Here is a 12184-nt window from a genome sequence, read left to right as displayed (position 1 = left end):
CCGGTGGGGTCTCAGCCGGCGGGTGCCAGCCGGTGCAGGGCCGCCAGCGCCTCGGCCTCCCAGCCCGGGGACTCCCAGCGGCGGGCCACCTCGGCGGCCCGGGCGAAGGCCGCGGCGGCCTCCTCCCCGCGTCCCAGCAGGACGGCCAGCTCGCCCAGCGAGAGGGCCACCGGCCTCAGCGCGATCGAGGTGCTGCCGGCGCCCGCGACCAGGCCGTCCAGCGGCCGCAGCTGCTCGATCAGCACGGCCGCCTCGTCCACCGCGCCGAGTGCGACCGCCACCATGGCCCGGGTCACCAGGAAGTACGAGTGGTAGTAGTCGTGCCGGACCTCGGTCCGCTCGGCCCACACCCGGCGGGCCTCCTCCTCGCGGCCGTCGTCGATCAGCGCCAGCGCCAGCATGTCGGCCACGATCGCCCCGTACCGGCCGGTCATCCGGCGGATCAGCGGCAGTTCCCCGGCCAGGGTGCCGCGGCGCATGGCGATGGTGACCCGGGCGAGGGCGCCGTAGCCCTCGGCGTGCACCGAGCGGCGGGCCCGCAGCCCGGTGAGGGCCTCGTCGTACAGCCGCTCGGCGAGGTCGGTGTCCCCGGCGGCGAGGGCGAGCGTGGCGCGCTGGCAGCGGCCGACGTCGATCAGCTCGGCCAGCCCGTAGCGCTCGGCGATCGCCGCGGCGGCCTCCATCCGGCGGCGGTACTCGGGCAGGTCGCCGCGGGCCGCCGCGACCGTGCTCGCCAGGTGCTCGGCGTGCCAGCGGTAGGCGGGCAGGTCGTGGGCCTCGGCCAGCGCGCCGAGCTCCTCCGCGACGCCGGTGCGCAGCCCGACCGCCTGCTCGTGGTCGTGGGTGCGGGCCTCGGCGGCCAGGGCGAGGGCGAGCAGTCGCGGGTCGCCCTCGGCCCGGGCGATGGCCACCGCCTCGCCGGCGACGTCCCAGCCCAGCGGGTCGCCGGAGCAGTCCAGCTCGTAGGTGAGGGCGTCCAGCAGCCGGCAGCGGGTGACCGGGGGCAGGCCGGGACGGCGCAGCAGGCGGGTGAGGGTGTCCACGGCGGCCTGGTCGAAGGTGCCGTAGGCGCGGGTGACCCACGGGGTGGGCTCGGTCCACGCCGTCCACGCCCGGATGGTGAGGTCCTCCCGGCCGGTCTCCACGGCGAGCTTGATCGCGGCAGCCTTGGTGGCGCTGGCGGCGGCCACCTCACCCGCCCTGACCTGGGCGTTCAGCAGGGAGCCCAGCAGGTCGATGCGGCGGGCCGCCCGGTCGTCGCCGCCCTCGGGGACGCGGTCCAGGTTGTCCAGCGCCTGGCCGAACAGGGCGGCGCTGGTCTCGTGGGCGTACCGGCGCATCGCCGCCTCGGCGGCCCGCACGCAGTACTCCACCGCGCGTTCGGCCGTGGTGCCGGACGCCGCCCGGGTGTAGTGGTGGGCGAGGGCGGTCAGCCGGTCCGGGCGCAGGGCGCGCAGGGCGGCCGCGATCCGGCCGTGCAGACGGGCCCGGCGCAGGCCGCTGAGGTCGGCGTACAGGGTGTCCCGGACCAGGGCGTGGGTGAACCGGACGGTCCCCGGCCCGGGCTCGGTGAGCAGGCCGCCGGCCAGCGCCGACTCCAGCGCGTCCAGCAGCACGTCCTCGCCCCAGTCGCCCGCGTGCAGCAGGAGTTCGACCTCGGTCTCGCGGCCGGCCACGGCAGCCAGCCGAAGCGCCTCCACGGTGGCGGCGGGCAGCCGGTCGAAACGGCGGCGCAGCACGTCGCGGACGCCCTGCGGGACCTCCTGCACCGCGACCAGGGCGCCCTCGCCGGCCAGCAGCTGGGCGCTCTCCACCAGGTAGAACGGGTTGCCGCCGGTGCGCTCGGTGAGCGCGCGGACGGTGTCCGCGTCCACCGGGTCCGGGCAGATCGAGCCGATCAGCCGGCCCGCCTCCGGCTCCGCCAGCCCGGCCAGCGGCAGCCGGTACGGCGACTGCCGGGCCAGCACGGCCAGTAGGTCGGTGAGCTCGCCCTCACCCGGCCGGTGCGCCAGCACCAGCAGCACCCCGGGGACGGCCCGGGCGGCGAGCAGCTCGGCCAGCAGTGCCCGGGTCTCCCGGTCGGCGGCGTGCAGGTCGTCGACGATCACCGCCACCGGCGCCCGGCGGGCCGCGGTGGCCAGCCAGTCGCGGACCGCCCGGTGCAGCTGGAACCGTCCGGCCAGCGCGTCCTGACGGACCGCCCGGTCGTCCTCGGCGAACAGCGGCTCCAGCTCGGGGGCGATCCCCGGACCGGGCGGCGCCTGGGCGGCCAGCTCGCGCAGCGCCTCGGTCCACGCCCACGCGGGCGGGGCGCCCTCGGTCTCCGGGCAGCGCCCGGACGCCACCAGCCAGCCGGCGTCGAGGAGTTCGGCCCGCAGCCGGCCGAGCAGCGTGGACTTGCCGGCACCCGCCTCACCGGTCACCAGCACCACCGACCGCGCCGACCGGGCCGCCTCCGCCGCCTCCCGCAGCACCGCCAGCTCCGGCTCCCGCCCCACGAACAGCGGCGGGGTGCCGCCGGCCGCACCGGTCCGAGGCCGGCGGGGGCCGGCAGGCACCGGCGGGAGGGGGGACGGCGCCGGGGTGGGGGCGGTCGGGGTGGGGGCGGCCGGGGTGGGGACGGTCGGGTGCAGGGACGGCGGCGCGGGATGGGCCGGGCCCAGCAGGTCGGTGCGGCCGCGCAGGATGGCCGCCTCCAGTTCGGTCAGGGCCGGGCCCGGATCCAGGCCGAGCTCCTCCGCCAGCACCGCACGGGCCCCGCGGAGCGCCTCCAGCGCCTCCGCCTGGCGCCCGCTCCCCCACAGCGCCAGGGCCCACAGCCGCCAGCCCTCCTCACGCAGCGGGAACTGCTCCGCCAGCACCCGGGCGGCCGGCACCGCCTCCGCCGGGCGGCCCGCCTCCAGCGTCCGGGCGACCGCGAGCTCACGGGCACCGAGCCACAGCTCGGTGAGCCGGGCGGTCTCGGCGGCCGCCCACGGCTCGTCCGCGAACTCCGCGTACGGGGCGCCCGTCCACAGCGCCAGCGCCGCCTCCGGCGACTCCTCGGAACCGGCCCGGGCCGCCGTCAGCAGACGCTCGAACTCCGCCGCGTCGGTGGCCGCCGTACGCAGCGCGTACCCGCGTGCCTCGGTCACCAGCAGCCGTGCGGGCTCGCGGGGCCCGCGGGCCGGCTCCAGCAGCCGGCGCAGATTGGACACGTACGCCTGCAGGGACGCCGCCGCCTTCGCGGGCGGCGCACCCCGCCACAGGTTCTCGATCAGCCGGTCGGCCGGCACGGCCTCACCCCGGGCCACCAGCAACTGCGCGAGCACCCCGCGCTGCCGCGGGCCGCCCAGGTTCACCGCCGCCCCCGCCACCTGCGCCGTCAGCGCACCGAGCACCTTTATCCGCACCATGGTGAGGCGAGCCTATGCGATGGGCCACCACCGCCTCCAAGTCACCTCCAAGCGACCTGTGGCCACGGCGCGGGTGCTCAGGTGCGGAGGAGCAGCGCCGAGAGCGGGACGAACCCGCCGGACGGCCCCGCCGCCGCGCCTGCCCGGTCGGCTTCGTCCGCGTCGAGCCGCGCCAGCATGGACAGCGCGATCCGCTCCGCCTGCCGCTTGGCTCGCTCCGCGACCGGCCCCGCGTGGGCGCCGTCCACCGCGGCACGCCACAGCTGCACCCAGCGACCGAAGTGCGCGGCGGTCAGCGGACGGCTGCGGTGGAGCCCGAGGTGCGGGGCGTACGCGTTGCGCCGGTAGGCGGCCCCCCGGAGCAGGGCGCTCTCCCAGAAGTCCGTGATCACCGGCAGGTGGGACTCCAGGTCGAGGGCGGCGACCTCGGTGAAGTGCGGGCCGATCAGCGGATCGGCGAACGCCGCGCGGTAGAAGCGGCGCAGCACGCGGTCGAGGTCGTCCCGGTCGGCGATGTCGGGACGCGTGGGATCCGTCCCCGGGTCCGTGGCGGGGTTCATGGAGGTCCTCCTCCCGGCGGTGGCGGCCACGCCGTCCAGGGTACGGTCGTGCCCGCCCGACGCGGGCGCCGGCTGGCAGGATGCCTGCCATGACCTACCTCGCCGCCGACGACCGCTACGCCTCGATGTCCTACCGCCGCGCCGGACGCAGCGGTGTGCAGCTGCCCGCCGTCTCGCTCGGCCTGTGGCACAACTTCGGTGACACCCAGCCGCTGGAGGTGCAGCGCGCGGTGCTGCGCCGGGCCTTCGACCGCGGTGTCACGCACTTCGACCTGGCCAACAACTACGGCCCGCCGTACGGCAGTGCCGAGCGCAACTTCGGCACCCTCTTCGCGCAGGACTTCCGCCCCTACCGCGACGAGCTGTTCATCGCCAGCAAGGCCGGGTACGACATGTGGCCCGGCCCGTACGGCGACGGCGGCAGCCGCAAGTACCTGCTGGCCAGCCTCGACCAGTCGCTCGGCCGGATGGGTCTGGAGTACGTCGACGTCTTCTACTCGCACCGGTACGACCCGCACACGCCGCTGGAGGAGACCATGGGCGCCCTCGACCGGGCGGTCCGGTCGGGCAAGGCCCTGTACGCGGGCATCTCCAACTACCCGGCCGAGCAGCACCGGGAGGCGGTGGCGATCCTGCGGGAGCTGGGTACGCCGGTGCTGATGAACCAGGCGCGGTACTCGATCCTGGACCGTGGGCCCGAGGACGGGCTGCTGGAGGCGATCGGGGACACCCAGACCAGCCTGATCGCGTTCTCGCCGCTGGCGCAGGGCCTGCTGACCGACCGCTACCTGGGCGGGAACGTGCCGGCGGGGTCGCGGATGTCGGTGGGGCACTTCCTCAAGGAGGAGGCGCTGAGCGGGGCGAAGCTGGAGCAGCTGAGAGCGCTGAACAAGGTCGCCGAGGGACGTGGGCAGAGCCTGGCGCAGCTGGCGCTGTCCTGGGTGCTGCGGGACCAGCGGGTGGTGTCGGTGATCATCGGCGCGAGCAGCGTGGCGCAGCTGGACCAGAACCTGGACGCACTCGCGGCGGGGCCGCTCACCGCCGAGGAGCTGGCCGAGATCGACCGGCTCTCCCGCTAGCGCTCTTCGCGGGCTGGCCGGTTGCGAGCAGGAAGCCACCGCGGGCGCGGGGAGCTGTGCGCGACGGAGGTGACGGCGTGTGCCGTCCCATCTCGCGCAGTTCTCCCCCAGCCTTGGCGGCTGGGAGGTGCCCCCACGCGCCCCTTGTGGTTGACCCGGTCAGTAGCCCTTGGCGCCGCGGCCCGGGTCGGCCTGCTGGACCTTCTGGGGGAGGTCGTGGGCGTCGGGTGAGACGTGGTAGCGGTGCATCATGTAGTTCATCGACGCGGCGGCGCTGGCCACCGGGTCGTAGATGTTGGTGGACGTCCCCTTCACGTGGTAGGCGGCGAAGGTGGGCGGGATGCACTGCCAGGGCCCGCGCGAGGAGTTGGCCGGGGCGCCGTCCGACTGGCGCGGGCCCCAGGCGTTGCTGTCGGTGGTGTTGACCAGCCAGTTGGGCGAGTTGTACGAGGACTCGCGGCCCGCCATGGTGAGCAGGCCGCGGATCCAGTTGGCGCGCGCCTTGGGGTCGGTGATGCCCATGATGTCGAGCGCCTTGTTGACGGCGTCCTCGCAGGCGCCGCGGCCGCTGGGCCAGGAGCCCTTGCCGCTGTACTCGACCTTGCTGACGTCGATCCGGCCCTCGTTGGACGGCGTGGTGGGGTGGCCCTTGCCTCCGCCGCTGCCGCCGTCGCCCTTGCCGCCGCCGGTGTGCCCGCCACCGCCCGTGTGCCCGCCACCGCCCGTGTGCCCGCCGCCCCCGGTGTGCCCGCCGCCGCCTCCGCCGCCGTGCTCGTTCGGGGAGGTGGGGGGCTGGTGGTGCCCGCCACCACCGCCGCCGGGCTGCTTGCCGGCGGAGTCGATGCCGGTGTGGCCGGAGCCGCCGGGCGAGGTGGGCTTGTCGTGCGGCTTGTCGTGCTTGTGCAGCGCCTCCGCGATCCGGCGCTCGATCTCCTGGTACTCCTTGATGACGGCCTGGATCCGCTGGACGTCCTGGGCCAGCTCCTTGGTGAGCTGGTCCTTGGTGTGCTGCAGCCGCTCGGCGCGGGCCTGGATGTCCCGGACGTCGCGGACCACGTCGAAGGCCACGGCCGCGAACCCGGCCACGCCGGCGAGTTCGGCCGCCATCAGGTCGGTGGCCGCCGCCCGGGCGATGGTCGCCTTGATCTGGGCCGTCTTGCGGCCCATCTCCGTCATGCGCTCGTTGAGGACCTGCCAGTCGCGCTGGATCTTGGCCAGCTCCTGGAACGGTACTCCGAAACCGCCACTGCCCATCCGTCCAGCTCCCCCGCTGTCGTGGTGTGATAGTCAGTCAGCAGGTTACAGGCCCGGGGTCGGCGCCGGACGGCCGGACCGGCCCGCACGCGGCGGACCGGTCCGAGGACGCGGGGGGTCAGGCGATCGGCGCGTACTTGTAGCCGACCCGACGGACCGTCACGATGGCGTCCCGGTAGGGGGATCCGAGCTTGCGGCGCAGCCGGGCGACGTGGACGTCCACCGTGCGGCCGTCGCCGACGTGCCCGTAGCCCCACACCGAGGTGACCAGGTGGTCGCGGGTGTGCACCCGGTGCGGGTGCCCGGCGAGGTGGGCGAGCAGCTCGAACTCCAGGTAGGTCAGGTCGAGCAGCCGGCCGTCGACGTAGGCGTTGCGCCGGTCCGGGTCCACGGTGATGCCCCGGTCGGCGGGGACCACCGCCGGGCGGGGCCGGGCGGGGGAGTTCGCGGGCCGGGGCTGGTCGGGCAGCGGTCCGGCCTGGTCGGCGGGCACCAGGACGAGGTAGCCCACCAGCGGGTTCGCCTCGCCCTCGGCGCCCGCCCGGGCGGCCGGCTGGGCGCCGAACCGGGCGAGCAGCTGCGGCGGCAGCGCGGACTGCGGGAGGGCGGCGACCACCGTCGCGCCCTCGGGCAGTCCGTTCAGCAGCGCGTGGGCGGTGTACGGGACGGGCGCCTCGGCGGGGTCCGCGACGGGGAGCGGACCGGGGGCGGGCCGGGCGGCGGGCTGGGGAACCGCCGGGGTGCGCCACCGCTCGGCGCCCGGCTGGACGGAACGGACCGCGCGCAGGTGCGGGGTGGCGGAGGGAACGGGCAGGGTGGCCGTGGAGGAGGACATGGGGCAGCTCTTTCGCGCGTGACGGACGGGTGGTGTCGTCTGCGCGTCGGACCGGTCGGCGGGCTGGACTGACGGAGGGTCAGGCCGCGGGGAGCCGGGACGCGCTGGGCGAGCCCGGACACGTCTGGTCGAAGAGGTGCGGCTGTCGGGACGGCCAGAACGGCTCGAGGTCGTACCGACCCCGGGCGCTGTCCACGACATGATTCATGACCCCATTCAAGCAGATGACCCGCCGCCGGGTCACCGGCCACCGGGGCGGACGTCCGGTTCCGGCCACGCGGGCGGCCGGAATCCCGCGGTGGACGCCGGGGTCAGGAGGCGGCGGGGCCGCCGTCGGCCGTCCGGCGCTGGCGCTGGTGGTGGCGGGCGGTGCGGGCCCGGTTGCCGCAGGACGACTTGCACCACTCCTGCCGCCCGTGGGACTTGACGAAGTAGCGCACGCAGCGGGGCGCGGTGCAGGCGCGCAGTTGTGCGCGCTCCGGGCCGCTGACGCCGGCCGCCCGGCCCGCCGGCCCTGGGCAGACCCCGTCCCAGCGGGAACCGGTCTACCGCCGGGCCGCCCTCGCCAACCTGCTCAACCCGAAGGCGGCGTCGATCCAGCTGACCCTGGTGCCCCAGTTCGTCGATCCCGCCGGGCCGGTCGGGGGTCAGATCCTGGCCCTCGCCACCGCCCACGCCCTGCTGATGACGGTCTGGCTGTTCGGTTGGGCCCTGCTCCTGCGGCGCGCCTCACACCTCGTGGCGCGTCCCGGGTGCAGGACCGCGGCCGCCCGGGTCGGCTCGGTCGTGCTGCTCGCCCTCGGCCTCCGGGCCGTGGCGGCCTGACGGGTCTCAGCCGCGTCCGAGGGCGGCGGCGTGTTCGACCAGGCGGGCCAGGAGTTCCTTGCCGTCCTCGCGGCGGCGGGCGTCGCAGAGCAGCACCGGCACGCCGGGGTCGAGGTCCAGCGCGGTCCGGACGTCCTCGGGCGCGAACACCTCGGTGCCCTCGAAGCAGTTGACCGCCACCAGGAAAGGGATGCCGCGCTGCTCGAAGAAGTCCACCGACGGGAAGCAGTCGGCCAGCCGCCGGGTGTCGGCGATCACCACCGCGCCCAGTGCCCCGCGCGCCAGGTCGTCCCAGACGAACCAGAAGCGGTCCTGCCCGGGCGTGCCGAAGAGGTAGAGGGCGAGGCCCGGGCCGAGGTCGATCCGGCCGAAGTCCATCGCCACCGTGGTGGTGCGCTTGGCCTCGACCCCGGCGGTGTCGTCCACCGGCCGGCCGCGCTCGCTCAGCAGTTCCTCGGTGCGGAGCGGGCGGATCTCGCTCACCGCGCCCACCAGGGTGGTCTTGCCGGCCCCGAACCCGCCGGCCACCAGGATCTTGAGGGCGACGTCCCCCCAGGCCGACGCGGGCGCGCCGGCGGCACCGGGACCGCCGGCGGCGCGCGGCGCGGCGTCAGAGTGCGCGGAGGCCATTGATCACGCTCCGCAGCAGGCGCTCGTCGGGCAGCTGGGCGATCCGGACCGGCCGGGTGACGCCGATCAGCTCGGCGTCCAGCAGATCCCCGAGCAGCACCCGGACCACGCTGACCGGCAGGTCGGTGTACGAGCCGAGCTCGGCGACGCTCAGTGGTTCGTCGCGGCAGAGCTCCAGGATCGCGTGGTGCTCCGGGTCCAGGTGGAGGTCCGGGGCGGGCCGGCCGGCCGGGGCGGTGGCCCGTACCAGGGAGATCAGGTCGAAGAGGCCGTCCTCGGCGGGCCGGGCCCGGCCCCTCGTCATCGAGAACAGCCGCACCACCGGGCCCGCGTCGTCGTCGAACCAGCGGTCGTCCACGGGCGTGCGGGGCGCGAAGAGGTCGACGAACGGCTCGGCGCCCTCGTCCTCCGGCTCCTCGTGCTCGGATTCCCGGGCCGCCGGCCCGCCGGCCACCGGATGGGTGGCCGGCGCGGCGGCGGTCTCCTCGGTCCCGGCCTCGGCGAGGTCGGGCTCGGGGGCGGCTTCCTCCATGATCGGATCCCTCATCTCCCCGGCGGGGCGGTCTCGGTCTCGGTCCGCGGCTCGGCGGCCAGGTGCTCTCCGACCCGCTTGACCAGCAGGGCCATCTCGTACGCGATCTGGCCGACGTCCGACTCGGCGTCGCTCAGCACGGCCAGGCAGCTGCCGTCGCCGGCCGCGGTGATGAACAGGAACGCCTCGTCCAGCTCGACCATGGTCTGCCGGACGCCGCCGACCTGGAAGTGCCGTCCGGCCCCCTTGGCCAGGCTGTGGAATCCGGCCGCCACGGCGGCCAGGTGCTCGGCGTCCTCGCGGGCGAGGCCGCTGGAGACGCCGGTCGCCAGCCCGTCGCTGGACAGGATCACCGCATGCCTCAGCGTCGCGACACGGCCCACCAAGTCGTCCAGGAGCCAGTCGAGGTCTCCGGACGGCCGTGCAGTCGTGCTCATGTTTCGGTTCCTTCCGCTGGTGCGGGTTGTGCAGGTTCTGCCTGGGGCGAGGGTCGGTCCGGGGTGTCCGGCGGCTGCCGGTCCCCCGGTGCGGCGGGTGCCGCGGGGAGCGCCGCCGGCACCCGGGCCGACGGCAGGGCCCGCAACTGGGGCGGGGCGAAGGTCCGGTCCACCACGGGCGCGAGGCCGGGCGGGGTCGGGACGACGGTGAGCGAGGCCGGCTGGAGCCGGTCGCCGCGGCCGCGCTGGAAGCCGCGCTGGAAGGAGGCGAAGGTGGCCCGGGCCTCCTCGGGGCTGCGCTCGCGCTCCCGCTCGGTTCCGGTGCCAGCACCGGCGGCGGCCCGCTCGGCGGCGGCCTCCTTCAGCTGCGGCGCCAGGCTGGCCTGCCGCACCCGGCGGGGCAGCCCGCCCGGTCCGGCGGCCGGGGCGGCGTGCGGGACCCCGGCGGGCGGGGCCTGCTCCTCGGCCGGGCTGTCGGCGCGCCGGTGGCGCCCGGTGCCGTCGGGTGCTGCGGCCGCGACCTCGGCGGCGGTCCGTCGGCGCGGCAGGCCGCCGGGGGTCGCGGCGGGCTCCACCGCGGCCGGGCGGGGGCCGCCCACCCGGCGCGCCGCCCGGGCCGGCCGCTGCCCGGGCGGGGCGGCGGGGGTGACGGGGGTGACGGGGACGGCCGGGGCGCTCTCCGCGGCGGTCCGGGCCGCGGTCGGCTCCGGTACCACGTCGACGGCCTCGGCGAGCAGCTCGCGCGGAATCAGCACGACGGCCGTGGTGCCCCCGTACGGCGAGGGCCGCAGGTGCACCCGGATGCCGTGCCGGCGGGCCAGCCGGCTGACCACGAACAGGCCGAGCCGGTCGGTGTCGGCGAGGTCGAACTCCTGCTCCACCGCGAGCCGCTGGTTGATCTCCTCCAGCGCCTGCTCGCTCAGGCCGAGCCCGCGGTCGTCGATCTCCAGGCAGAAGCCGTGCGCGACCACCTCGCCCTGGACGGTGACCTGGGTCTGCGGCGGGGAGTAGACGGTGGCGTTCTCGACCAGCTCGGCGATCAGGTGGGTGACGTCCGCGACGGAGCTGCCGAGCAGGCCGGTGCCCGGGAACGGGCGGACGATCACCCGCGCGTAGTCCTCGACCTCGCCGACCGCCGCGCGCACCACGTCCACCATCCGCACCGGCTTGCGCCAGGCCCGGCCGGGCGAGCCGCCGGAGAGGATGATCAGACCCTCGGCGTGCCGGCGCATACGGGTGGTCAGGTGGTCCAGCCGGAACAGGTCCTCCAGCTCCCGCGGGTCCTCGGTGCGCCGCTCCATGGTGTCCAGCAGGGTCAGCTGGCGGTGCAGCAGCACCTGGCTGCGGCGGGCCAGGTTGACGAAGACGGCGGCCACGCCGCGGCGCAGCTCGGCCTGCTCGACCACCGCCCCGACGGCGGCCCGCTGGACGTCGTTGAAGGCCCGGCCGACCTGGCCGATCTCGGCCGAGCCGAAGTCCAGCTCGGGCACCTCGGAGGCCACGTCCACCGGCTCGCCGCGGCGCAGCCGCAGCATCACCGAGGGCAGCCGGGTGCCGGACAGGTCCAGGGCCGCGTTGCGCAGGCCGACCAGCTCGCGGGCCAGGCCCCGGCCGATCCGGAAGGAGATCAGGATGGAGAGCACCACCGCGCCGAGGCCGACCACACCGGCGATGCCGCCCTGCACCAGCGCGTTGACCGCGTACGCGCGGGCCCGCTCGCCGATCGCCGAGGCCAGCCGGTCGTTGAGCGCGGACAGGTCGTCCAGCACCCGGTCGGCGGTGGAGTGCCAGGGGTCCTCGCTGCTGCTGCGGACCTCGCGGGCGCGGTCGGCGCTGTCCTCGAAGGCCCGCTCGGAGCTGGTCAGCACCGTCCAGGCGACGCTGGTGCGGAGGTTGTCGTAGGCCTGCTTGTCGCGCTGGTCGAGTTCGGCGACGTAGATCCGGAACAGCGCCTGCTGGCTGTGCATGCTGTCCAGGGCGACCTGGACCTTGCGCTCGTCCATCGGGCCGGTCCGCAGCCCCCGCATGGCGGCGGCCTCCCGGGCCAGGTACTCGCGGGCGCGGGCCAGCTCGATCAGCAGGGTGCCCTGGCGGGGGAGCTTGCCGGTCTGCTTGCTGACGAAGGCCGCACGGAAGGAGAAGACCGGCTGGATGAGGTCGCTGTAGTCCTTGAGGGCGTAGTCCCAGGCCTCCCGGCCCTGGCCGACCTGGCTGCGGATGGCGTTGAGCTGCTCGCCGAGGGCGAGCAGGTCCTGGAGGCGGACGCGCTGCTCGGGGTCGAGCTTGCCGGCGTCGCTGCCGTTCGCCAGGTAGCGCAGCAGTTGGAGGTCCCGGTCGGTGACGGTCTGGGCCTGCTTGTAGGCCTCGGCGGCGGGCCCGGAGCCGGGATCGGCGAGTCTCAGCACGGCGGCCAGCCGCTCGGCCTGGAGGTCCTCGGCGTACTGGTCGGCGGGGTCGCCGAACGCCTTGTAGGTGTCGCTCAGTTCCAGCTGGCTCCAGGCGTCGCCCGTGGTCACCAGGGTCGCGTAGACCCACAGCCCGCTGAGCGCCACGATGGGCACCATGAGCAGCGCGATGATCCTCGCGCGGATCGAGCTGCGGCGCAGACGCATGGGGTCCTCGGTCGGGGTTTTCGCC

10 protein-coding genes and 1 pseudogene are annotated in these 12184 nt (G+C 75.8%); 2 read left to right on the top strand and 9 right to left on the bottom strand.

Annotated elements, in window-relative coordinates; translation table 11 throughout:
- Nucleotides 1-11: 11 nt before the first annotated feature.
- Both ABWK59_RS27045 and ABWK59_RS27040 read right to left on the bottom strand, forming a co-directional pair.
- A complete protein-coding gene (locus ABWK59_RS27045; RefSeq protein WP_354643238.1) occupies nucleotides 12-3395 on the bottom strand; it encodes a BTAD domain-containing putative transcriptional regulator in 3384 nt (1127 codons plus the stop codon).
- 77 nt (nucleotides 3396-3472) lie between these two features.
- Entirely contained in the window at nucleotides 3473-3955 is a 483-nt protein-coding gene (locus ABWK59_RS27040) for a group III truncated hemoglobin (RefSeq protein ID WP_354643237.1), read from the bottom strand.
- An 89-nt stretch (nucleotides 3956-4044) separates the two neighbouring features.
- Here ABWK59_RS27040 and ABWK59_RS27035 point away from each other — a divergent pair, with 89 nt between their 5' ends.
- A complete protein-coding gene (locus tag ABWK59_RS27035; RefSeq protein ID WP_354643236.1) occupies nucleotides 4045-5034 on the top strand; it encodes an aldo/keto reductase in 990 nt (329 codons plus the stop codon).
- Between the two features lie 159 nt (nucleotides 5035-5193).
- Here the strand turns inward: ABWK59_RS27035 and ABWK59_RS27030 are convergent, their stop codons facing one another.
- The 3 genes and pseudogenes from ABWK59_RS27030 to ABWK59_RS27020 form a co-directional block, all read right to left on the bottom strand.
- The gene (locus tag ABWK59_RS27030; protein ID WP_354643235.1) at nucleotides 5194-6288 is read right to left on the bottom strand and encodes a hypothetical protein; all 1095 of its coding nucleotides are present in this window, start codon (nucleotides 6286-6288) and stop codon (nucleotides 5194-5196) included.
- A gap of 118 nt (nucleotides 6289-6406) precedes the next feature.
- Nucleotides 6407-7123 carry a winged helix-turn-helix domain-containing protein gene (locus tag ABWK59_RS27025; RefSeq protein ID WP_354643234.1) on the bottom strand — a complete coding sequence of 239 codons (717 nt, stop codon included), beginning with the start codon at nucleotides 7121-7123 and terminating at the stop codon, nucleotides 6407-6409.
- A 311-nt stretch (nucleotides 7124-7434) separates the two neighbouring features.
- Nucleotides 7435-7614, bottom strand: a pseudogene (locus ABWK59_RS27020) (CGNR zinc finger domain-containing protein); the annotation flags it as partial.
- Between ABWK59_RS27020 and ABWK59_RS27015 the strand changes: the two are divergent.
- Nucleotides 7577-7948 (top strand): LysE family translocator, encoded by a 372-nt coding sequence (locus ABWK59_RS27015; protein ID WP_354643233.1) that lies wholly within the window; start codon nucleotides 7577-7579, stop codon nucleotides 7946-7948. The pseudogene ABWK59_RS27020 and the gene ABWK59_RS27015 sit on opposite strands and share 38 nt — an antisense overlap.
- A 6-nt stretch (nucleotides 7949-7954) precedes the next feature.
- On the opposite strand, the gene ABWK59_RS27010 is transcribed toward ABWK59_RS27015, so the two are convergent.
- The 4 genes from ABWK59_RS27010 to ABWK59_RS26995 are packed head-to-tail and all read right to left on the bottom strand — an operon-like array spanning nucleotide 7955 to nucleotide 12159.
- Entirely contained in the window at nucleotides 7955-8578 is a 624-nt protein-coding gene (locus ABWK59_RS27010; protein WP_354643232.1) for a GTP-binding protein, read from the bottom strand.
- Nucleotides 8559-9110, bottom strand: coding sequence for a DUF742 domain-containing protein (locus ABWK59_RS27005; protein WP_354643231.1), 552 nt, complete (start codon nucleotides 9108-9110; stop codon nucleotides 8559-8561). The genes ABWK59_RS27010 and ABWK59_RS27005 overlap by 20 nt, the downstream gene beginning before the upstream one ends.
- A gap of 11 nt (nucleotides 9111-9121) precedes the next feature.
- Complete coding sequence (locus tag ABWK59_RS27000; RefSeq protein ID WP_354643230.1) at nucleotides 9122-9547, bottom strand: roadblock/LC7 domain-containing protein; 426 nt, start codon at nucleotides 9545-9547, stop codon at nucleotides 9122-9124.
- Nucleotides 9544-12159 (bottom strand): nitrate- and nitrite sensing domain-containing protein, encoded by a 2616-nt coding sequence (locus ABWK59_RS26995; RefSeq protein ID WP_354643229.1) that lies wholly within the window; start codon nucleotides 12157-12159, stop codon nucleotides 9544-9546. The genes ABWK59_RS27000 and ABWK59_RS26995 overlap by 4 nt, the downstream gene beginning before the upstream one ends.
- Between the last annotated feature and the right edge of the window lie 25 nt (nucleotides 12160-12184).

The organism is Kitasatospora sp. HUAS MG31 (assembly GCF_040571325.1).
Taxonomy (GTDB): Bacteria; Actinomycetota; Actinomycetes; order Streptomycetales; family Streptomycetaceae; genus Kitasatospora; species Kitasatospora camelliae.
This window is presented reverse-complemented; position numbering and strand designations above follow the sequence as displayed.

What these genes read in the sequence shown, in the direction of transcription:
- ABWK59_RS27045 (WP_354643238.1), bottom strand. Translation starts at nt 3,395, where the DNA reads ATGGTGCGGATAAAGGTGCTCGGTGCGCTGACGGCGCAGGTGGCGGGG.
- ABWK59_RS27040 (WP_354643237.1), bottom strand. Translation starts at nt 3,955, where the DNA reads ATGAACCCCGCCACGGACCCGGGGACGGATCCCACGCGTCCCGACATC.
- ABWK59_RS27035 (WP_354643236.1), top strand. Translation starts at nt 4,045, where the DNA reads ATGACCTACCTCGCCGCCGACGACCGCTACGCCTCGATGTCCTACCGC.
- ABWK59_RS27030 (WP_354643235.1), bottom strand. Translation starts at nt 6,288, where the DNA reads ATGGGCAGTGGCGGTTTCGGAGTACCGTTCCAGGAGCTGGCCAAGATC.
- ABWK59_RS27025 (WP_354643234.1), bottom strand. Translation starts at nt 7,123, where the DNA reads ATGTCCTCCTCCACGGCCACCCTGCCCGTTCCCTCCGCCACCCCGCAC.
- ABWK59_RS27010 (WP_354643232.1), bottom strand. Translation starts at nt 8,578, where the DNA reads ATGGCCTCCGCGCACTCTGACGCCGCGCCGCGCGCCGCCGGCGGTCCC.
- ABWK59_RS27005 (WP_354643231.1), bottom strand. Translation starts at nt 9,110, where the DNA reads ATGGAGGAAGCCGCCCCCGAGCCCGACCTCGCCGAGGCCGGGACCGAG.
- ABWK59_RS27000 (WP_354643230.1), bottom strand. Translation starts at nt 9,547, where the DNA reads ATGAGCACGACTGCACGGCCGTCCGGAGACCTCGACTGGCTCCTGGAC.
- ABWK59_RS26995 (WP_354643229.1), bottom strand. Translation starts at nt 12,159, where the DNA reads ATGCGTCTGCGCCGCAGCTCGATCCGCGCGAGGATCATCGCGCTGCTC.